The sequence below is a fragment of the Streptomyces sp. NPDC002181 genome, from assembly GCF_042890485.1.
Taxonomy (GTDB): Bacteria; Actinomycetota; Actinomycetes; order Streptomycetales; family Streptomycetaceae; genus Streptomyces.
In genome coordinates, this window is the sequence record NZ_JBIASC010000004.1 from 207,044 (window position 1) to 227,889 (window position 20,846).

The 20,846-nt window shown below is 73.3% G+C and carries 16 protein-coding genes; 7 read left to right on the top strand and 9 right to left on the bottom strand.

The window, feature by feature from the left end; genetic code table 11:
- Positions 1 to 28 precede the first annotated feature (28 nt).
- Genes ACFYXV_RS13395 through ACFYXV_RS13410 form a run of 4 tightly spaced genes read right to left on the bottom strand, consistent with a single transcriptional unit; the run spans position 29 to position 5,810 of the window.
- The gene (locus ACFYXV_RS13395; protein ID WP_383492690.1) at positions 29 to 1,189 is read right to left on the bottom strand and encodes an acyl-CoA dehydrogenase family protein; all 1,161 of its coding nucleotides are present in this window, start codon (positions 1,187 to 1,189) and stop codon (positions 29 to 31) included.
- An 8-nt stretch (positions 1,190 to 1,197) separates the two neighbouring features.
- Positions 1,198 to 2,118, bottom strand: coding sequence for a hydroxymethylglutaryl-CoA lyase (locus tag ACFYXV_RS13400; RefSeq protein WP_385470253.1), 921 nt, complete (start codon positions 2,116 to 2,118; stop codon positions 1,198 to 1,200).
- An 11-nt stretch (positions 2,119 to 2,129) separates the two neighbouring features.
- Positions 2,130 to 4,163 (bottom strand): biotin carboxylase N-terminal domain-containing protein, encoded by a 2,034-nt coding sequence (locus ACFYXV_RS13405; RefSeq protein WP_389382922.1) that lies wholly within the window; start codon positions 4,161 to 4,163, stop codon positions 2,130 to 2,132.
- A 30-nt stretch (positions 4,164 to 4,193) separates the two neighbouring features.
- Positions 4,194 to 5,810, bottom strand: coding sequence for a carboxyl transferase domain-containing protein (locus ACFYXV_RS13410; RefSeq protein WP_385470177.1), 1,617 nt, complete (start codon positions 5,808 to 5,810; stop codon positions 4,194 to 4,196).
- A 99-nt stretch (positions 5,811 to 5,909) separates the two neighbouring features.
- Between ACFYXV_RS13410 and ACFYXV_RS13415 the strand changes: the two genes are divergently transcribed.
- Both ACFYXV_RS13415 and ACFYXV_RS13420 read left to right on the top strand, forming a co-directional pair.
- Positions 5,910 to 6,488, top strand: a complete 579-nt coding sequence (locus tag ACFYXV_RS13415; protein WP_030161614.1) for a TetR/AcrR family transcriptional regulator — start codon at positions 5,910 to 5,912, stop codon at positions 6,486 to 6,488.
- A 56-nt stretch (positions 6,489 to 6,544) separates the two neighbouring features.
- Positions 6,545 to 7,351 (top strand): phosphatase, encoded by an 807-nt coding sequence (locus tag ACFYXV_RS13420; RefSeq protein WP_383492693.1) that lies wholly within the window; start codon positions 6,545 to 6,547, stop codon positions 7,349 to 7,351.
- A gap of 49 nt (positions 7,352 to 7,400) precedes the next feature.
- On the opposite strand, the gene ACFYXV_RS13425 is transcribed toward ACFYXV_RS13420, so the two are convergent.
- Entirely contained in the window at positions 7,401 to 8,261 is an 861-nt protein-coding gene (locus ACFYXV_RS13425; RefSeq protein ID WP_385470180.1) for an SDR family NAD(P)-dependent oxidoreductase, read from the bottom strand.
- Between the two features lie 78 nt (positions 8,262 to 8,339).
- On the opposite strand from ACFYXV_RS13425, the gene ACFYXV_RS13430 reads away from it, so the two are divergent.
- Positions 8,340 to 8,813 (top strand): MarR family winged helix-turn-helix transcriptional regulator, encoded by a 474-nt coding sequence (locus tag ACFYXV_RS13430; RefSeq protein ID WP_389382923.1) that lies wholly within the window; start codon positions 8,340 to 8,342, stop codon positions 8,811 to 8,813.
- A 73-nt stretch (positions 8,814 to 8,886) separates the two neighbouring features.
- The gene (locus ACFYXV_RS13435; RefSeq protein ID WP_389382924.1) at positions 8,887 to 9,753 is read left to right on the top strand and encodes a DUF4253 domain-containing protein; all 867 of its coding nucleotides are present in this window, start codon (positions 8,887 to 8,889) and stop codon (positions 9,751 to 9,753) included.
- A gap of 35 nt (positions 9,754 to 9,788) precedes the next feature.
- Here ACFYXV_RS13435 and tesB read toward each other — a convergent pair whose 3' ends face one another.
- From tesB to ACFYXV_RS13455, 4 genes are all read right to left on the bottom strand, one after another.
- A complete protein-coding gene (gene tesB / locus ACFYXV_RS13440) occupies positions 9,789 to 10,667 on the bottom strand; it encodes an acyl-CoA thioesterase II (protein ID WP_383342216.1) in 879 nt (292 codons plus the stop codon).
- Between the two features lie 18 nt (positions 10,668 to 10,685).
- Positions 10,686 to 11,843: an acyl-CoA dehydrogenase family protein gene (locus ACFYXV_RS13445; protein WP_385470186.1), complete on the bottom strand. Its 1,158-nt coding sequence runs from the start codon at positions 11,841 to 11,843 to the stop codon at positions 10,686 to 10,688.
- Between the two features lie 170 nt (positions 11,844 to 12,013).
- Positions 12,014 to 12,337 (bottom strand): hypothetical protein, encoded by a 324-nt coding sequence (locus ACFYXV_RS13450; protein WP_385470188.1) that lies wholly within the window; start codon positions 12,335 to 12,337, stop codon positions 12,014 to 12,016.
- A 186-nt stretch (positions 12,338 to 12,523) separates the two neighbouring features.
- Entirely contained in the window at positions 12,524 to 13,933 is a 1,410-nt protein-coding gene (locus ACFYXV_RS13455; protein WP_385470190.1) for a helix-turn-helix domain-containing protein, read from the bottom strand.
- A gap of 115 nt (positions 13,934 to 14,048) precedes the next feature.
- On the opposite strand from ACFYXV_RS13455, the gene speB reads away from it, so the two are divergent.
- From speB to ACFYXV_RS13470, 3 genes are all read left to right on the top strand, one after another.
- Positions 14,049 to 15,020, top strand: a complete 972-nt coding sequence (gene speB, locus ACFYXV_RS13460) for an agmatinase (protein WP_048479426.1) — start codon at positions 14,049 to 14,051, stop codon at positions 15,018 to 15,020.
- Between the two features lie 25 nt (positions 15,021 to 15,045).
- Positions 15,046 to 16,734, top strand: coding sequence for a thiamine pyrophosphate-binding protein (locus tag ACFYXV_RS13465; protein WP_389382925.1), 1,689 nt, complete (start codon positions 15,046 to 15,048; stop codon positions 16,732 to 16,734).
- A gap of 182 nt (positions 16,735 to 16,916) precedes the next feature.
- A complete protein-coding gene (locus ACFYXV_RS13470; protein ID WP_389382926.1) occupies positions 16,917 to 20,807 on the top strand; it encodes an ABC transporter ATP-binding protein in 3,891 nt (1,296 codons plus the stop codon).
- The last annotated feature ends 39 nt before the right edge of the window (positions 20,808 to 20,846 follow it).

Genomic DNA, 20,846 nt, shown 5'->3' on the forward strand with positions numbered 1-20,846 from the left:
CGTCCGGCGGTCGCCCCTGTCCGGCTGATCAGCCGGCGAAGCCCAGCTCGCGGGCGATGAGCATGCGCTGCACCTCGCTGGTGCCCTCGCCGATCTCCAGGATCTTGGAGTCGCGCCACATGCGCGCCACCGGGTACTCGTTCATGAACCCGTAGCCGCCGTGGATCTGCGTGGCGTCGCGCGCGTTGTCGACGGCGACCGTGGAGGAGTACAGCTTCGCGATCGCCGCCTCCTTCTTGAACGGCTCCCCGGCGACCAGGCGGGAGGCCGCGTCACGCCAGCCGATCCGCGCCATGTGGGCGCGCATCTCCATGTCGGCCAGCTTGAACTGGATGGCCTGGTTGTCGCCGATGGGCCGGCCGAAGGCCTTGCGCTCCTTCGCGTACTTCACCGACTCGTCCACACAGCCCTGCGCCAGGCCGGTGGCGAGCGCCGAGATCGCGATGCGGCCCTCGTCGAGGATCCGCAGGAACTGGGCGTAGCCGCGGCCCTCCTGGCCGACCAGGTTGGCCAGCGGCACCCGTACGTTGTCGAAGGCCAGCTCACGGGTGTCGGAGGAGTTCCAGCCGACCTTGGAGTACGGCGCGGCCACCGTGAAGCCCGGGGTGCCGGACGGGACGATGATCGAGGAGATCTCCGGGCGGCCGTCCGCCTTGCGGCCCGTGACGGCCGTGACGGTGACCAGGCCGGTGATGTCCGTACCGGAGTTGGTGATGAAGCACTTCGAGCCGTTGATCACCCACTCGTCGCCGTCCCTGACGGCGGTGGTGCGGGTGCCGCCGGCGTCGGAGCCGCCGTCCGGCTCGGTCAGGCCGAAGGCGCCGAGGATCTCTCCGGAGCACATCTTCGGCAGCCATTCCCGCTTCTGCTCCTCGGTGCCGAAGAGGTGCAGCGGCATGGCGCCCAGCGAGACGCCCGCCTCCAGGGTGATCGCGACCGAGGAGTCGACGCGGGCCAGCTCCTCCAGGGCGATGCCGAGGGCGAGGTAGTCGCCGCCCATGCCGCCGTACTCCTCCGGGAAGGGCAGGCCGAACAGGCCCATGCGGCCCATCTCGCGGACGATCTCGTACGGGAACTCGTGCCGCTCGTACAGGTCGCCGATCTTGGGGGCGACGACGTCGTGGGCGAACGCCTCGACGGTACGGCGGAGTTCCTCGTGCTCGGGGGTGAGCCGGTGGTCGAGGGCCATGATCTTCTTTACTCCTTGTGGGAGAGGGCGCGGACGGTACGGGAGGGGCTGGGGCGTCCCAGCTGTTCGGCCATCCACACGCTCGTGGCGGTGAGGGCGGCCAGGTCGACGCCGGTCTCGATGCCGAGACCGTCGAGCATCCACACCAGGTCCTCGGTGGCGAGGTTGCCGGTGGCGCTCTTCGCGTACGGGCATCCGCCGAGGCCGCCCGCGGAGGCGTCGACGGTGGTGACCCCGTGCTGGAGCGCGGCGAGGGTGTTGGACAGGGCCTGGCCGTAGGTGTCGTGGAAGTGCACGCCGATCCGGTCGGTGGGCACGCCCTCCTCGTTGAGCTCGCTGAGGAGGGTCTGGACGTGGCCCGGGGTGGCGACGCCGATGGTGTCGCCGAGGCTGAGCTCGTCACAGCCGAGGTCGAGCAGGGCCTTGGCCACGCGGACCACCTGGTGGACCGGGACCGGCCCCTCCCAGGGGTCGCCGAAGCACATGGAGAGGTAGCCGCGGACGTGCGCCCTGCCCTCCTTCGCGCGGGCCACGACCGGCTCGAACATGGCGAGGGACTCGGCGACGGTCCGGTTGAGGTTGCGCGAGGCGAACGTCTCGGTGGCCGAGCCGAAGACGGCGATACGGGTGGCCCCGAGGCCGAGAGCGCGGTCGAGGCCGCGCTCGTTGGGGACGAGGACGGGCAGGTGCACCCCGGCGAGGTCGCCCAGCTCCGGGAACAGCTGCTCGGCGTCGGCCAGCTGGGGCACCCACTTCGGGTGCACGAAGCTGGTGGCCTCGATGGTGGTGAGGCCGGCGGCGGCGAGCCGGTGGATGAACTCGGCCTTGACGGCGGTGGGTACGGCCGTCTTCTCGTTCTGCAGCCCGTCGCGGGCGCCGACCTCGTGGATGCGGACGCGGGCCGGCAGTTCGGGAGCCGGGACGGTCATGGGCAGCCCGTTCACGACGTCTCCTCCTTCGCGTCCTCGTCCTCGTCCGGGGTGACGACGGCCAGGACCTGGTCCATGGCGACGGTGGTGCCGGGGGAGACGTCCAGCTCGGTGACGGTGCCGGAGTGCGGGGCGGAGATGACGTGCTCCATCTTCATCGCCTCCACGACGAGCAGGCTCTGCCCCGCGGCCACCTTGTCGCCGACGGCCACCTTGACGACGGTGACGGTGCCGGGCATGGGGGCGGCGAGGGTGTCCGCGCCGGCGTGCCCGGCGCCGGTGAGCGCGGCGACCACGGGGTCGTGGCCCTGCACGTGCCAGGAATCGCCGTCGCGGCCCAGCCAGATCCCCTCGGGGGACGCGGCGTGGGAGAAGCGGTGCGTGACCCCGTCGAGTTCCACCGTGAGGTGGCTCCCGGTACGGCTGACGACCCGGCCGCGGGCCGGGGCCCGGTCCTGGCCGGCATCGGAGAGCAGGAGCTCGGTGTCCGCGCCCTGCGGGCGGGTGCGGACCGCGACGGGGTCCTGGCCGGGGAGGCGGAAGTGGCGGACCGTCCAGGCGGGGGTGCCGCCGATGCGCCAGCCGTCGGCGGCACCGAACGGGTCGACCCATCCGTCCGCCCCCGCCGGCGTCCGAGGAGCCCCGGCCAGCAGCGCGGCCGTGGCGTACACCTCCGGCGGGACGCCCTCCGGCAGCATGCCGGCCAGGTCCCGCTCCACCAGCCCGGTGTCGAGGTTCCCGGACACCACGTCCGGGTGGGCCAGGAGACGGCGCAGGAAACCGGCGTTGGTCTGGACACCCAGGATCACGGTGTCGGCGAGGGCGCCCCGCAGCACCCGCAGGGCGGTGGCCCGGTCCGGCCCGTACGCGATCACCTTCGACAGCATCGGGTCGTACGTCGAGCCCGTGTCGACTCCCGCCACCAGCCCGGAGTCCGTCCGTACGGACCCGCCCGACGGCTCGGAGAGCGCCAGCACCGTACCGCCCGACGGCAGGAAGCCCCGTGCCGGATCCTCGGCGCAGACCCGCGCCTCGATCGCGTGCCCGGTCAGGGCCACGTCCGGCTGCGAGAAGCCCAGCTCGGCGCCGGAGGCGACCCGCAGCTGCTGTTCCACCAGGTCCAGCCCCGTGACGAGCTCCGTCACCGGGTGCTCCACCTGGAGCCGGGTGTTCATCTCCATGAAGTAGTACGAGGACGGGTCCCCGCCCGGGACGATGAACTCCACCGTCCCCGCGCCGACGTACCCGCAGGAGCGCGCCGCCTCCACCGCCGCCGCGCCCATCGAGGCCCGCAGCTCCGGGGTGAGCAGGACCGACGGGGCCTCCTCGATGACCTTCTGGTGGCGCCGCTGGAGCGAGCACTCGCGCTCACCCAGGTGCACCACGTTCCCGTGGGCGTCCGCCAGCACCTGGATCTCGATGTGCCGCGGCCGGTCCACCCACCGCTCCACGAGCAGCGTGTCGTCGCCGAACGAGGACCGCGCCTCGCGGCGGGCCGCCGCGATCTCCTCGCCGAGCACCGCCTGGTCGCGCACCAGCCGCATGCCCTTTCCGCCGCCGCCCGCCGAGGGCTTGAGCAGCACCGGCATGCCGATCTCCAGCGAGGCGGAGACCAGTTCGGCGTCGGTCAGGCCGCTGCCCGAGGAGCCCGGCACGACGGGCACGCCCGCCGCCTTCACGGTCTCCTTGGCGCGGATCTTGTCGCCCATCAGGTTGATGGCGGCGGCCGGCGGCCCGATGAAGGCGAGGCCGGCGTCGGCGCAGGCCTGCGCGAAGGCCGCGTTCTCGGCGAGGAACCCGTACCCGGGGTGGACCGCCTCGGCGCCCGTGCGCCGGGCGGCGTCGAGCAGCCGCTCCACCGAGAGGTAGCTCTCGGCGGCCGCCGCCGGGCCGATCCGGACGGCCGTGTCGGCCTCCCGTACGTGCCGCGCGTCCGCGTCCGCGTCGCTGAAGACGGCCACGGACCGCACGCCGAGCTCCCGCAGCGTGCGGATGACCCGTACCGCGATCTCGCCCCGGTTCGCGACCAGAACAGTGCTGAACATCGATGAAGTCCTCACGTCACAGACCACACGTCACATACGGAAGATGCCGAAGCCCGAGTCGCCCAGAGGGGCGTTCGCGCACGCGGTCAGGGCCAGCCCCAGCACCTGCCGGGTCTCCATCGGGTCGATGACCCCGTCGTCCCACAGTCGCGCCGTGGCGTAGTAGGCGTTGCCCTGTTCCTCGTACTGCGCCCGGACCGGGGCCTTGAAGGCCTCCTCGTCCTCGGCCGGCCACTCCTGGCCCGCGCCCTCGATCTGGTCCCGCTTGACGGTCGCCAGGACGGACGCGGCCTGTTCGCCGCCCATCACGGAGATCTTGGCGTTGGGCCACATCCACAGGAAGCGCGGCGAGTACGCCCGCCCGCACATCGAGTAGTTGCCGGCTCCGTACGAGCCGCCGACGACCACGGTCAGCTTCGGGACCCGGGTGCAGGCCACCGCCGTGACCATCTTGGCGCCGTGCTTGGCGATGCCGCCGGCCTCGTAGTCGCGGCCGACCATGAAGCCCGAGATGTTCTGGAGGAACAGCAGCGGGATCCCGCGCTGGTCGCACAGCTCGATGAAGTGCGCGCCCTTCTGGGCGGATTCGGAGAACAGGATGCCGTTGTTGGCGACGATCCCGACCGGGTGGCCGTGGATCCGGGCGAAGCCGGTGACCAGGGTCTGCCCGAACTCGGACTTGAACTCCTGGAAGCGGGACCCGTCCACGATCCGGGCGATGATCTCGCGGGCGTCGTACGGGGTGCGCGAGTCGACCGGGACCGCGCCGTACAGCCCGTACGGGTCCACCTTCGGCTCTTCCGGGGCCTCGACCGACCAGGGCAGGGCCCCGCGCCCGGGCAGGGTCGCCACGATGTTCCGTACGATCCGCAGCGCGTGCGCGTCGTCCTCCGCGAGGTGGTCGGTGACGCCGGAGGTCCGGGAGTGGACCTCGCCGCCGCCGAGCTCCTCGGCCGTGACCACCTCGCCGGTGGCGGCCTTCACCAGCGGCGGGCCGCCGAGGAAGATCGTGCCCTGGCCGCGGACGATGACGGCCTCGTCGCTCATCGCCGGGACGTAGGCGCCGCCCGCCGTGCAGGAGCCGAGGACGGCGGCGATCTGCGGGATGCCGGCGCCGGACATGCGCGCCTGGTTGTAGAAGATGCGGCCGAAGTGCTCCCGGTCGGGGAAGACCTCGTCCTGCATGGGGAGGAAGGCGCCGCCCGAGTCGACCAGGTAGAGGCAGGGGAGACGATTCTCCAGGGCCACCTCCTGCGCGCGCAGGTGCTTCTTGACGGTCATCGGGTAGTACGTGCCGCCCTTGACGGTGGCGTCGTTCGCGACGATCACGCACTCGCGGCCGCTGACCCGGCCGATGCCGGCGATGACCCCGGCGGCCGGGGCCGCGCCCCCGTACATGCCCTCGGCGGCCAGCGGGGCCAGCTCCAGGAAGGGGGATCCGGGGTCGAGGAGGGTGTCCACGCGGTCGCGGGGGAGCAGCTTCCCGCGGGCGGTGTGGCGGGCGCGGGCCTTCTCGCCGCCGCCGAGCCGGGCCGCGTCGAGCCGGGCGCGCAGCCCTTCGGTGAGCTCGCGGTGGGCGGCCTCGTTGGTCCGCCAGGCCTCGGACGCCGGGTCCGCGGCGCTCGTCAGCACTGGTGCCTGCTGCATCGGTCGAGCTCCCTTGCTCGGTGCACGCTGTTAATGAGCGTTAACGCATGTACAGCTTAGGTTAACGAGCGCTAACGGCCCTGTCTAGAATGGATTCCCATGAGCACCAGAGCCGCCGCCCCGACCCGCCGCGAGCAGATCCTCAGCGAGGCCGCCCGCCTCTTCGCCGCGCGCGGATTCCACGGGGTCGGCGTGGACGAGATAGGGGCCGCCGTGGGCATCAGCGGCCCCGGCCTCTATCGCCATTTCGCGGGCAAGGACGCCATGCTGGCCGAGCTGCTCGTGGGGATCAGCGAGCGGCTGCTGACGGGCGGGCGCCACCGCGTGGCCGAGGCCGCGGGAGACCCGGACGGGGTACTGGCCTCCCTGATCGACGGGCACATCGACTTCGCCCTCGACGACCGGGCGCTGATCACCCTGCACGACCGGGAACTGGACCGGCTGCGCGAGGCCGACCGCAAGCTGGTGCGCCAGCTCCAGCGCCAGTACGTCGAGCTGTGGGTGGAGGTCGTACGGGAACTGCACCCGGAGGTCGGCGAGGCCGAGGTGCGGGTGTCCGTGCACGCCGTCTTCGGCCTGCTCAACTCCACTCCGCACCTGGCGGCGCTCGGCCGGGAGGCGACGGAATCGCTCCTGCGGCGGCTCGCGCACGGGGCGTTCGGGGCGCTGTCGGGGTGAGGCGACGCGTCCGCTGGTCGGAATGGCGCCGCCGCGGAGGGCCGGGCGGCGGCAGAATGGGCCGCATGCCGAAGCCGATAGAGACGCACGTACCGAGCCGCGCCGAGCTCGTCGACCACCTCGTCCGCACCCGGATCTCGGGCCAGGTCGCGACGCCCCGTGAGAACAACCTGTCGCACTACCGCAAGCTGGCCAACGGCGACCGGCACTACTGGCTGGGCCTGGAGCTGGGCGACCGCTGGACGGACGAGCAGGATGTGCTCGCCGTGATGGCGGAGCGGGTCGGGGTCGTCGACGACGCCGCGTACCGCTTCGGGCAGGACACGATCGACCCGGAGCTGACCGTCTCGGGCCTCGACCGGATGGCGGCGCGGCTGCGCAAGGCCGCCCTGGACCGGCAGAGCGTGCTGTTCGCGACGGGGCACCCGGGCGGGCTGCTGGACGTCCACCGGGCGACGGCGGCGGCGCTGCGCGCCGCGGGCTGCGAGATCGTGGCGATCCCCGCGGGGCTGGTGGCGGACGAGGGCTCGGTGTGGCAGTTCGCGGACGTCGCCGTGCTGGAGCGCGGCGCCACGCTGTGGCACACCCACTCCCCGGAGCCGATGGCCGCGATCCTGGACGGTCTGGCGGCGGAGAACCGTCCCCAGCCGGACCTGGTCGTCGCCGACCACGGCTGGGCGGGGTGCGCGGCGCAGCGCGGACTGGACGCGGTGGGGTACGCGGACTGCAACGACCCCGCGCTGTTCCTCGGCGAGGCGGAGGGCACCCTCCAGGTTGCCGTCCCCCTGGACGACCACGTCCGCGACCCGCGTTTCTACGACCCGATGGTCGCGTACCTGCTGTCGGCGGCGGGCCTGCTGTAGCGGGGACCGGCGGGGCCGCTCAGGCCCCGCCGAGGCGGTGGGCCGCCGACTAGGCGAGCCAGTTCGTCATCTCGGTCTGGACGGCGGAGCCGTCGAGGTCGGCGAGCTTCATGCCGACGAAGTCGCGCGCCCAGTCGGAGGTCTGGATCCGGAACGGCATCTTCTCGGCGGTCAGCGCGTCGACGACCGGCGCCGCCGCCTGCTCCGGGGTCTGGGCGGTGTCGCTGCCGAAGGACTGCATGGCGTGGTTGATGTAGCCCTGGAGGGACGGGGCGTACGGGCCCGCCTGGGCGAGCAGTGCCGGGATGTCGAGCCCGACGTTGTTCACGAACTCGCTGGAGACGGCACCCGGCTCCACGACGGCCACCTGGACGCCCGCGGCCGCGGCGACCGGAGCCAGGGACTCCATGAAGCCTTCGACGGCGAACTTGGCCGCGCAGTAGGACTCGTTGAACGGCTGGCCGACGACGCCGCCGACGCTCGTCACGGTGATGACCCGGCCGCCCGAGGCGCGCAGGTGCGGGAGGGCGGCCCGGGTGAGCTCGGCAACGCCGAAGAAGTTGACCTCCATGACGCTGCGCAGTCGCTCCATGCCGTGCTGCTCGATCGTGCCGACGAAGCCGGCGCCCGCGTTGTTCACGACGGCGTCGAGGTGCCCGTGCTCGGCGACGATCTCGGACACGCACGCGGCCACGGAGTCCGCGTCCGTCACGTCGAGCCGCTTGACCTGGACCAGGTCGGAGACGCCGGCCTCGGCGGCGGCCTTGGTCAGGGCGTCGGCGCGCGTGGTGTCGCGCATGGTGGCGACGGTGTGCCAGCCCGCCCGGGCGGTGGCGACCGCGGCGGCCAGGCCGATGCCGGAGGAGGTGCCGGTGATGAGGACGGTCTTGGCGGCGGTGTTGGTGCTCATGGAAGGCTCCCTAGGTTTGTGCGTGCACACACACATTAACGATGTGTGCGTGTGCACGCAACCCGGTATCCTTCCCGTATGGCGCACACGAATCTCAACCTGGACGGTCTCACCCCCCGCGACCACGCCTTCTACGGCCTGGTCTGGGCCGGAACCACCCTCACCGCCCGGGTGGACCAGGCGCTCACGCGCCGGCACGACCTGCCGTTGTCGTGGTTCGAGGTGATGTTGTGGCTGAGCGTGCAGCACGAGCCGGTCGCTCCCTCCGAGCTGGGCGCCAGGACCCTGCTCAGCCGCAGCCAGGTCTCCCGCGTCGCCGATTCGCTCCGGGCCCGCGGCCTGGTCGAACGGGTTCCGTCGCCGACGGACGCCCGGTCCGTGGGCATCGCCCTCACCGAGGCGGGCCGCCGCGCCTTCGCGGAGGCGGACGCCACCCGCCGCGAGGCCCTCGCCGAGGTCTTCGACGACCGCCTCGACGATGCGGACATAGCCGCGCTGGAAGCCGTCTGGGCCAAGCTCAAGGCCAAGTCCGAGGCCGAGTCCGAGGCGTAGCCTGCCCTGGCCCCGGCCCCACCGCCCTCTCGTGGCAAGGGCGTTGTCAGTGCCGGGTCGTAGCGTCGAAGACGTGACGAAACCGCCGAAGAAGCAGAACGCGCTGTCCCTGCTGGCCGAAGACCCGCAAGGCCGCGCCCTGGGGCTGGACTTGCCGCCCGGCACGATCATCGCCGGGCCTGCCGGGCGGGCACTGCCGTGGTCCGGGGCGCGGCGCGAGCCGCTGCTGTGGGTCTCCGACGAGCCGGTCGGCGCCGGCGCGCTGGCCGCCTGCCGGGCCCGCCTCGCCGCGGCCGGCGCGGGACTTCAGGCGGTGCTGCTCCACGAGCGGCGCGGTCTGGAGGGCTGGTGGACCCGTGACGAGCTGTGCCCCGGCTCGATGTCCGACCCCGACCACCACCATGTCGAGCCGGTGCTGCGCGAGTTCTGGGCCGGGGTCGTCCCCGACCCCGAGGAGGGGGAGGGTCCCGACGGCGCGGGGCTCATAGCCCCCTTCGGCCGCGACTGGCCCGGCCTGGCGGAGCACCGGACACCGCGCGAGGACCCGGAGGAGGCCGCCCTCGCCCTCGCGGACGAGCTCATCCGGGACGGAGTCCTGGCCGGCCCGCGGCTCGCGCTGGTCCCCGCCGGCCGGGGAGCCGACGTACCCACCGCGATGGGCTGGCGGGGAGCGGTGAACCACGAGAACGACACGGCTCTGCTCACCACCGTCGTGCGCTCGTGGGAGGAGCGGTTCGGCGCCCGCGTCGTGGCCCTCGGCTTCGACGAGCTCCATCTGTCGGTGGCCGCCCCGCCCCCGACGCGGGTCGCGGCCCTGCCGGTGGCCGCCGAGCACTTCGCGTTCTGCCCCGACAACGTCTGGCAGGGCTCCGGCAGCGTCCGCGCCTACGCGGACGAGGCGGTGACCGGCGTCGGCCACTGGGGGTTCTGGTGGGACTGAGGGGGAGAGGGGAGGAGGTGGAGGGGTGAGGGGCGTCAGGCGCGCGGCACGCGTACGACGCCCTCCTGGATGACGGTCACGGCCAGGCGCCCGTCCTGGGTCCAGATACGGGCCTGCCCGAGCCCGCGTCCGGCCGCGGCCGAGGGGGACTCCTGGTCGTACAGCAGCCACTCGTCGGCGCGGAACGGCCGGTGGAACCACATCGCGTGGTCCAGGGAAGCTCCCACCACGTCGCCGACCGCCCAGCCGCCCCGGCCGTGCGCGAGCAGCACCGAGTCGAGCAGGGTCATGTCCGAGACGTACGTGGCCAGGCAGGTGTGCAAGAGCGCGTCGTCGCTCTCCAGCTTCCCCGCCGTACGGAACCACACCTGCGAGCGCGGCTCGACCGGCTTGCCGACGCTGCCCCAGGGCGGGACGGTCGCGTACCGCAGGTCCACGGCGCCCCGCGCCTCGATCAGCCGCTCCACCGTGCCCGGGTCGCGGAAGATCTCCCGGTACGCGGGCAGCGCCTCGGCGGCCGTCGGCAGGGTCTCGGGATCGGGCGCGTCCGGCATCGCCGTCTGGTGGTCGAGGCCCTCCTCGTACGCCTGGAAGGACGCGGAGAGGTGGAAGATCGGCTGGCCGTGCTGGACGGCGACGACCCGCCGGGTGGTGAAGGAGCGACCGTCACGGATCCGGTCGACGGCGTAGACGATCGGTGCGCCCGGGTCACCGGCGCGCAGGAAGTACGAGTGCAGCGAGTGCGCCGTGCGGTCCTCGGGCACGGTGCGCCCGGCCGCGACCAGGGCCTGGGCCGCGACCTGGCCGCCGAAGACGCGCGGTACCAGCGCCGAACGGCTGGTACCGCGGAAGATGTTCTCCTCGATCTGCTCCAGGTCGAGCAGATCGAGGAGCGTCGTCAGTGCCTCGTTCATGGAGTGAAGGCCAGGGCCTTACAGCCCCATCGCCTTGGCGATGATCGACTTCATGATCTCGCTGGTGCCGCCGTAGATGCGGTTGACGCGGTTGTCGGCGTACAGGCGCGCGATCGGGTACTCGTTCATGTAGCCGTAGCCGCCGTGCAGCTGGAGGCAGCGGTCGATCACGCGGTGCGCGACCTCGGTGCAGAACAGCTTCGCGGAGGCGGCCTCGGCGGGGGTCAGCTCGCCGGCGTCCAGGGCCTCCAGGGCGCGGTCCGCGACGGCCTGCGCGGCGTCCACCTCGGCCTGGCAGGCGGCCAGTTCGAACTTGGTGTTCTGGAAGTGCGCGACCGGCTTGCCGAAGACCGTGCGGTCGGTGACGTACTGCTGGGCGAACCGGACGGCCGCGGCGGCCTGGGCGTACGCGCCGAACGCGATGCCCCAGCGCTCGGAGGCCAGGTTGTGGCCGAGGTAGTAGAAGCCCTTGCCCTCCTCGCCGAGCAGGTCCTCGACGGGGACCTTGACGTCGACGAAGGCCAGCTCGGCCGTGTCGGAGGTGCGCAGGCCCAGCTTGTCGAGCTTGCGGCCGATCGAGTAGCCCTCGGACTTGGTGTCCACGGCGAAGAGGGAGATGCCGAAGCGGCGGTCGTCCTCGCTCGGGGCGGAGGTGCGGGCGCAGACGATCACGCGGTCGGCGTGCACGCCGCCGGTGATGAAGGTCTTGGAGCCGTTGAGGACGTAGTGCGTGCCGTCCTCGGAGAGCTTGGCGGTGGTCTTCATGCCCGCGACGTCGGAGCCGGTGCCCGGCTCGGTCATCGCGAGGGCCCACATCTCCTCACCGGAGACGAACTTCGGCAGGAAGCGCTTCTTCTGCTCGTCGTCGGCCAGCATCTTGATGTAGGGGAGCGCGAGCAGCACGTGCACGCCGGAGCCGCCGAAGTTCACACCCGCGCGGGAGGTCTCCTCGTACAGGACGGCCTCGAACTTGTGGGTGTCCAGGCCCGCGCCGCCGAACTCCTCGGGGACGTTGATGCCGAAGATGCCCAGCTCGCCGAGCTTGTAGTAGAAGTCGCGCGGCGCCTGGCCGGCGGCGAACCACTCGTCGTAGACGGGGACGACCTCGGCCTCTATGAAGGCGCGGATGGTCTCGCGGAACGCCTCGTGGTCCTCGTTGAAAACGGTACGGCGCACAGCCGCCTCCTCGATCCTGTCGCCCGTCGCGCTGTCGCGCCGTGTCTAAGCGCTTGCTCAGACCACTAAGTTACCGGTGGGTCGGGTGGGCTGTCCAGACTCGTGGAGGGGTGCCGGGTGTGATGTCCGGCGCCCGGCCGGCGGGCGGGCCGCCGGCCGGGCGCCGATGCTCACTTGCCGAGCATCTTGCCGGTCCACTGGCCGGCGGCGCCGTGCATCAGGGCGTCGTTGCTCAGGATCTTGGTCCCGGGCAGCGAGGCCATGCCGATGTCGCCGGCCGGGGCCGCGCCGTTGTGGGAGCCGACCGTGTTGTCGCGGCCCGCGTTGAACACGTCGTCGGCGGCGTTCTGGGTCAGGTCGCCGAAGACGATCGAGTACGTGTTGTCGATCGGCGCGTACACGGTGAAGGTGTCGTCGGCGCAGGCGGCGGACGCGCCGGCCAGGATGAAGCCGCCGGCGGCGAGAGCGGTCAGGGCGAGGCGGATCGATCGCACGGTGGTGCCTTTCGGGAAGGAGGCGGGGAAGTAGTGCGAACGTAGGCCGCCGCGCGCCGCGAGGCGGCGAGCCCGCCGCCGGAAGCCCCGAGTCCATCCGTACGGCGCAGCCGCCCCCGGTCCTGTCCGGGCCCGGGCCCAGGTCCGGTCCAGGTGCGGTCCGGGTGCGGTCCGGGTCCGGTCCGGTCAGGCCTGCGGGGTCCGCGTCAGCGCGAACCACAGCTCCATCCGGGCGTCCGGGTCGTCGAGGTCGCGGTCGAGGAGGGCCGCCGCGCGGGCGACGCGCTGGCGGACGGTGTTGCGGTGCACGCCGAGGGCGGCGGCGCTGCGGTCCCAGCTGCCGTGGTGGGCCAGCCAGGCGCGCAGGGTCTCCCGCAGGGCGGGGGAGAGCGGGCCGAGCAGGGCCGCGGCGTGGGCGCGCGCCTCGGCTTCGCCGACGAGCCCCGCCAGGCCGGGTTCGGCGTGCCGGGCCAGCGGGGTGCGGGCCGCCTCGGCCCGGTCCAGGGCCCGGCGGGCCTGCGCGTCGGCACCGGCCAGCGCGTCGGGCCCGGCCGGGGCGCTGACCCCCAGCCGCCACCCGGGCTGCGGGGCGGGCTCCCGGTCGGTGAGGAGCCGTACGGCCGGACCGGCCGGGTCGAGCAGTACGGTGCCCAGCGCGGCGGCGAGGGCCTGCGGGTCCCCGGCGCCGGCGGCCCGGACGGCGTACCAGGGCCCGGGGCCGAGCGCCTCGGCGGGGGAGCCGCCGAGCAGCAGGCGGGTGAGCGCGGCGGCCTCGGTCCCGGCGGGCCGCTCCGCGGTGAGCAGGGTCAGCAGGACCGCGGCGATGGAGGCGATGGCGTGGTCGCCGGGGGCCCGGGCCGGGGTGGCCGTACCGAGCGCGCCGCGGCGGCCGCGGCCCAGGGCGTAGGCGGCGAGGTGCCGGCCGTCGGCCTGGTCGGTGGCGGTCGCGGGCCCCTCGGCGCGGCCGACGCGGGCCAGCAGCGCGTCGAGCGCGGCCGGTACCGCCGGGGCCTCCGGCGGTACCGGGCTGCCTGCGGCCCGCCCGTCCGGCCACAGCCGTACGTGCCCGCCCAGGCTCGCCGCGAGGCGGGACAGCACCGCCGGGACCGGATCGGGGCGGGCGGCCGCGGCGGCGAGGGCCTGCTGGGCCTCGGTGACCCGGCGCAGTTCGCGGGTGCGCGCCTCGGCCATGAGCCGCCAGACGGCCCGGGCGACGGCCGTGAACCGGGTCCGCGGGGGCACCTCCAGCAGCGGCAGTCCGTGCCGGGCGCAGGCCTCGGCCAGCGCGGGCGGCACCTCCTCGTGGACCGGCGCCACGCCGAAGCCGAGTGCGGCGGCCCCGGCCGCGACCAGCCGGGCCACGTAGCCGTCGGGATCGGCGTCGGGGCCGAGCCCGGTCCCGGCCCCCGCGGTGAGCAGCAGCTCCCCGCCCAGCAGGTACGGCGACGGATCGGCCATCTCGGAGGCGTGCACCCCGCGCACCTCGGCCTCGGCGGGCCCCGCGAGGTGCCGCAGACCCAGCTCCCGGTCGCCGAGCAGTGCGCCGAGCGGCACCGCCGGGGCGGGCGGCGCGGGCGGAGAGGGGCGCGGCTCCATGGATACTCCGTACACATCGCAGACGATCGCTGGATAAAACGTACACTTCGCGGCCTTCGGGCACCCGCTTACGCTCGAAGGACCGCACGTAGGACCTCCAGAAGGGCACCCCCCAATGAGCACCGAGCAGACGCCGCGCGGACCGGTCGACTCCTCCCGCATCCCGCGCTACGCGGGCCCCGCGACCTTCGCCCGGCTGCCCCGCCTGGACGAGGTCGGCTCGGCCGACGTCGCCGTCGTCGGTGTCCCGTTCGACTCGGGCGTCTCGTACCGCCCCGGCGCCCGCTTCGGCGGCAACGCCATCCGCGAGGCCTCGCGCCTGCTGCGCCCGTACAACCCGGCGCAGGACGCCTCCCCGTTCGCGCTCGCGCAGGTGGCGGACGCCGGCGACATCGCCGTGAACCCCTTCAACATCAACGAGGCCGTCGAGACGGTCGAGGCGGCCGCGGACGAGCTCCTCGGCGCCGGCTCCCGCCTGATGACCCTCGGCGGCGACCACACCATCGCCCTCCCGCTGCTGCGCTCCGTCGCGAAGAAGCACGGCCCGGTGGCGCTGCTGCACTTCGACGCCCACCTGGACACCTGGGACACGTACTTCGGCGCCGAGTACACGCACGGCACCCCGTTCCGCCGCGCCGTCGAGGAGGGCATCCTCGACACCGAGGCGCTCTCGCACGTCGGCACGCGCGGCCCGCTGTACGGCAAGCAGGACCTCGACGACGACGCCAAGATGGGCTTCGGCATCGTGACCTCCGCCGACGTCTACCGGCGCGGCGCCGACGAGGTCGCGGACCAGCTGCGCCAGCGCATCGGCGACCGTCCGCTGTACATCTCGATCGACATCGACGTGCTGGACCCGGCGCACGCGCCCGGCACCGGCACGCCGGAGGCGGGCGGCATGACCTCCCGCGAGCTGCTGGAGATCATCCGCGGCCTGTCCTCCTGCAACCTGGTCTCGGCGGACGTCGTCGAGGTCGCCCCGGCGTACGATCACGCCGAGATCACCTCGGTCGCGGCCTCGCACACCGCGTACGAGCTGACGACGATCATGAGCCGCCAGATCGCCGCCGCGAAGAAGGCGAAGTAGCACCCGAGAAGGCGAGTAAGCGCACGTGACGCACGACCACGACCTGGTACTCCGTCCCACCGACGCCCAGACGGCGGCCGCCCTCGCGCCGCCGCCGGGGCGGACGGGCGGGGACCTGGTCGTGGAAACGCTCCGCGGCCTCGGCGCGACCACCGCCTTCGGTCTGCCGGGGCAGCACGCGCTCTCCCTCTTCGACGCGGTCGGCCGCTCCGACCTGCGCCTCATCGGCCTGCGTACGGAGAACAACGCGGGCTTCGCCGCCGACGCGTACGGCCGCATCACGGGCGAGGCGGTTCCGCTGCTGCTGTCGACGGGCCCGGGCGCGCTGATGGCCCTGCCGGCCCTGGCCGAGGCGGCCGCCGCCTCGGCGCCCGTCCTCGCCATCGCCTCGCAGGTCCCGGTGGCGGGCCTGGGCGGCGGGCGGCGCGGGCACCTGCACGAGCTGCGGGACCAGTCGGCCTCGTTCCGGGACGTGGTGAAGTCGGTCCACACGGCCCGTACGCCCTCGCAGATCCCCTCCGTGATCGCGCAGGCCTGGGAATCGGCGCTGACGGCCCCGCACGGCCCGGTCTGGGTGGAGATCCCCGAGGACGTGCTCCGTACGCAGACGGTGATCCCCCAGGTCACTGGCGTGGACGCGACCCCGCACGAACTCGCCCCGCGCCCCGAGCTCACCGCGCTCGCGGCGCACTGGCTGGAGCGGGCCTCCCGCCCCGTGATCATCGCGGGCGGCGGGGTGATCCGCTCGGACGCGGCGGGCAAGCTGCGCCGGCTGGCCGAGCGGCTGAACGCCCCGGTGGTCACCACGTTCGGCGGCAAGGGCGCCTTCCCGTGGACCCACCCGCTGTCCCTCCAGTCCTGGCTGGAGGACCGCCACATGACGGACTTCCTGGAGGACGCGGACGTCCTCCTCGTGGTCGGCTCGGGGCTGGGCGAGCTCTCGTCGAACTACCACACGTTCTTCCCGACGGGCCGGGTCGTCCAGATCGAGGCGGACCTCGGCAAGCTGGAGTCCAACCACGCGGCCCTCGGCATCCATGCGGACGCGCGCCTGGCCCTCCAGGCCCTGCTGGAAACGGTCGGTGAACGCCAGGACCCCCAGGCCCCGGAACGGGTCCGCCTGCTCCTGTCGGAGATCGAGACCCGCCTGTCGGCGCAGGACGTGGCGCTGGAGCGCGGCCTCCTCACCTCGATCCGCGCCGCCCTGCCGGCCCGCTCCCCGTCCTTCTGGGACATGACGATCCTGTCCTACTGGGCCTGGTCGGCGTTCGACGCGAAGCACCCCAACACGATGCACTCGGCGCAGGGCGCCGGCGGCCTCGGCTACGCCTTCCCGGCGGCCCTCGGCGCCTGCGTCGCGGAACCCGGCACCCCGGTCCTGGCCGTCTCCGGCGACGGCGGCGCGATGTACTCGATCGCGGACCTGGCGACGGCGAAGCAGTACGACCTGGACGTGACCTGGCTGATCGTGGACGACGGCGGCTACGGCATCCTGCGCGAGTACATGACGGACTCCTTCGAGGGCCGCACGACGGCCACCGAACTCACCCGCCCGGACTTCGCGGCCCTGGCCGAGTCCTTCGGCGTCCCGGCGTCGACGACGACCCCGGAAACCCTCCGCGAGGACCTGAAGAAGGCCCTGACCACCCCGGGCCCCACCGTCCTGGTCCTGCCGATCACCCTGAAGATGTTCGCCCCGACCCACCTGGCGTGACCGCGCCCTTCCGCGCGGTGCCCCTCACGCACCGCTGCCGGGAACGGGAAGATCCGCCCAGGCCCCGTGGCATCTACGCCCAGTAGCCGGGCCCGTACGCCGGTGCGATTGTTGCGGTGGGATGAAATCCGCCGGTCGGGGCGTTGGGGAGGCGGCAGGACTGGACGAACGGGGAGGACCACGTGGCGGCGGCGGAGAAGGCAGCGGGCGAGAAACAGGGCTGGGCGAGGCGGCTCACCGCCTACACCTGGCGGTACCGGACCAATGTGCTGCTCGCCCTCGGGTCCTCACTGGCCGGCATGGCCGTCATGGCCCTCGTACCCCTGGTCACCAAGGTGATCATCGATGACGTCATCGGCGACCACACCAAGCCCATGGGCGTCTGGGCCGGGCTCCTCATAGCCGCCGCGGTCCTCGTGTACGTACTGACCTACATACGCAGGTACTACGGCGGCCGCCTCGCGCTCGACGTCCAGCACGACCTGCGCACCGACATGTACGACACCATCGCCCGCCTCGACGGGCGACGCCAGGACGAGCTGTCCACCGGCCAGGTCATCGGGCGCGCCACCAGCGACCTCCAGCTGATCCAGGGCCTGCTCTTCATGCTGCCCATGACCATCGGGAACTTCCTCCTCTTCGGGATATCCCTCGGGATCATGCTGGCGCTGTCCCCGCTGCTGACCCTCGTCGCGCTGCTCATGGCCCCCGCCCTCTGGTTCATCGCCAAGCGCAGCCGCAAGAAGCTCTTCCCCGCCACCTGGTGGGCCCAGGGCCAGGCGGCCGCCGTCGCCACCGTCGTCGACGGGGCCGTGACCGGCGTGCGCGTCGTCAAGGGCTTCGGCCAGGAGGAGCAGGAGACCGGCAAGCTGCGCGAAGCCGGGCGCAGGCTGTTCGCCGGCCGGATGCGGACCATCCGGCTCAACTCCCGCTACACCCCCGCCCTGCAGGCCGTACCCGCCCTCGGGCAGGTCGCCATGCTGGCGCTCGGCGGCTGGATGGCCACCCAGGGGCACATCACCCTCGGTACGTTCGTCGCCTTCTCCACGTACCTCGCCCAGCTCGTCGGCCCCGTCCGCATGCTCGCCATGGTCCTCACCGTCGGCCAGCAGGCCCGCGCCGGCGTCGAGCGCGTCTTCGAGCTCATCGACACCGAGCCCGTCATCGAAGAGGGCACGCGCGAGCTGCCCGCCGACGCCCCCGCCACCGTCGAGTTCGACGGGGTCGGCTTCGGGTACGACCCCGAGCGGCCCGTCCTCGACGGGTTCTCGCTCTCCATCGCCGAGGGCGAGACCGTCGCCGTCGTCGGAGCCTCCGGCTCCGGCAAGTCCACGGTCTCCCTCCTCCTGCCCCGCTTCTACGACGCCGACCGCGGCACCGTCCGCGTCGGCGGGCACGACGTGCGCGAGCTGACGTACGACTCGCTGCGCGCGGCCATCGGGCTCGTACCGGAGGACTCGTTCCTCTTCTCCGACACCATCCGCGCCAACATCGCGTACGGGCAGCCCGACGCGACCGACGCGCAGATCGAGGCGGCCGCCCGCGCCGCCCAGGCCGAATCGTTCATCCAGGCCCTGCCCGCCGGGTACGACACCAAGGTCGGCGAGCAGGGGCTCACCCTCTCCGGCGGCCAGCGCCAGCGCATCGCGCTCGCCCGCGCCATCCTCACCGACCCCCGGCTGCTGCTCCTCGATGACGCCACCTCGGCCGTCGACGCCCGCGTCGAGCACGAGATCCACGAGGCGCTGCGCGCCGTCATGGCCGGCCGCACCACCCTCCTGATCGCCCACCGCCGCTCCACGCTCGGCCTGGCCGACCGGATCGCCGTACTCGACCGCGGACGGCTCTCCGACATCGGTACGCACGAGGAGCTGGAGCACCGCTCGGCCCTCTACCGGCGCCTGCTCACGGACCCGGACGCGCTCGGCGCCGGCTCGCCGCGCACCCCCGAGGCGCCCGCGATGACCGAGTTCGAGCGGGACCTCGACGGCAAGCTCGAACGGGACATCGAGCTCGAAGCCGAGATCGACTCCGAGCCGGTCAACGCCAAGCGGCGGGTCGTGGACGGGGTGACCCCCGAGCTCTGGCGCCGCCAGGAGGAGCAGGAGGAAGAGGAGGAAGAGGAGGAGAAGGGCTCCGCCCGGACCGCCGCTTCCACCGCCGCCGCGACCGGCGCGCCGGGAACCGGTGTCCCGGGCGCCACCATGGCCGGCGCCGTCGCCGGGATGCCGGCGACGCCCGAGCTCCTCGCGCAGGTGGCCGCTCTGCCGCCCGCCGACGACGAGCCGGCCGTGGACGAGGACCGCGCCGCGGCCGCCGAGAAGAGCTACAACCTGCGCCGGCTGCTCAGCGGCTTCTGGGCGCCCCTCGCCATCAGCCTCGGCCTCGTCGCCGTCGACGCGGGCTCCGGGCTGCTGCTCCCGATCCTGATCCGGCACGGCATCGACAAGGGCGTCGAACAGGCCGCCCTCGGCGCCGTCTGGGTGGCCGCCGCGCTCGCGCTCGTCGTCGTGGTGGCGCAGTGGGCCGCCCAGTTCGCCGAGACCCGGATGACCGGGCGCACCGGCGAGCGCGTCCTGTACGCCCTGCGCGTCAAGATCTTCGCCCAGCTCCAGCGCCTCGGCCTCGACTACTACGAGCGCGAGCTGACCGGCAAGATCATGACCCGGATGACCACCGACGTGGACGCCCTGTCCAGCTTCCTCCAGACCGGGCTCGTCACCGCCGTCGTCTCCGTCTTCACGTTCTTCGGCATCCTGATCGCCCTGCTCGTCCTCGACGTCGAGCTCGCGCTGATCGTCTTCGCCACCCTCCCCGTGCTGGTCGTCGGCACGATCGTGTTCCGCCGCAAGTCGGTCGCCGCGTACGAGCTCGCCCGCGACCGGGTCAGCCTGGTCAACGCCGACCTCCAGGAGTCCGTCTCCGGGCTGCGCATCGTCCAGGCCTTCCGCCGCCAGCGGGCCGGCGCCGCCCGGTTCGCCGAGCGCAGCGACTCGTACCGCCAGGCCCGGGTGCGCGGTCAGTGGCTGATATCCGTCTACTTCCCCTTCGTGCAGCTGTTGTCCTCCGGGGCCGCGGCCGCCGTGCTGATCGTCGGCGCGGGCCGGGTCGAAGCGGGCACCCTCACCACCGGCGCGCTGGTGGCGTACCTGCTCTACATCGACCTGTTCTTCGCCCCCGTCCAGCAGCTCTCCCAGGTCTTCGACGGCTACCAGCAGGCCACCGTCTCGCTCGGCCGGATCCAGGGGCTGCTGCGCGAGCCCACCAGCACCCCCCGCCCGGCCGATCCGCGCGCGGTGAAGGAGCTGCGCGGCGAGATCGCCTTCGAGGACGTGCGGTTCGCGTACGGCACCGCCGAGGAGCGCGGTGAGAAGGGTGACGCGCTGGCCGGAATCAGCCTGCGGATACCCGCCGGCCAGACCGTCGCCTTCGTCGGCGAGACCGGCGCCGGAAAGTCCACGCTGGTCAAGCTCGTGGCCCGGTTCTACGACCCGACCTCGGGCCGGGTCACCGCCGACGGCGCCGACCTGCGGGAGCTGGACCTGACCGCGTACCGCCACCGGCTCGGGGTCGTCCCCCAGGAGCCGTACCTCTTCCCCGGGACGGTCCGCGACGCCATCGCCTACGGGCGGCCCGGGGCGGGCGACGCCGAGGTGGAGGCGGCCGCCCGCGCGGTCGGCGCCCACGACATGATCGCCACCCTGGACGGCGGCTACCTGCACACCGTGGCCGAGCGCGGCCGCAACCTGTCGGCCGGGCAGCGCCAGCTGATCGCGCTGGCCCGCGCCGAGCTCGTCGACCCGGACGTGCTGCTGCTCGACGAGGCCACCGCAGCGCTCGACCTCGCCACCGAGGCGCAGGTCAACCAGGCCACCGACCGGCTCGCCGGCAAGCGCACCACCCTCGTGGTGGCGCACCGGCTGACCACGGCCGCGCGCGCCGACCGCGTCGTGGTCATGGACCGCGGCCGGGTCGTGGAGGACGGCACCCACGCCGAACTCGTGGCCCGAGGCGGCCGCTACGCCGAACTGTGGCGCACCTTCGTCGGCGAGGACGAACGCGCCGCCGCCTGACCCGCGCCGCATTGCCGCCCCTCCCCACAGGCCCCCCGG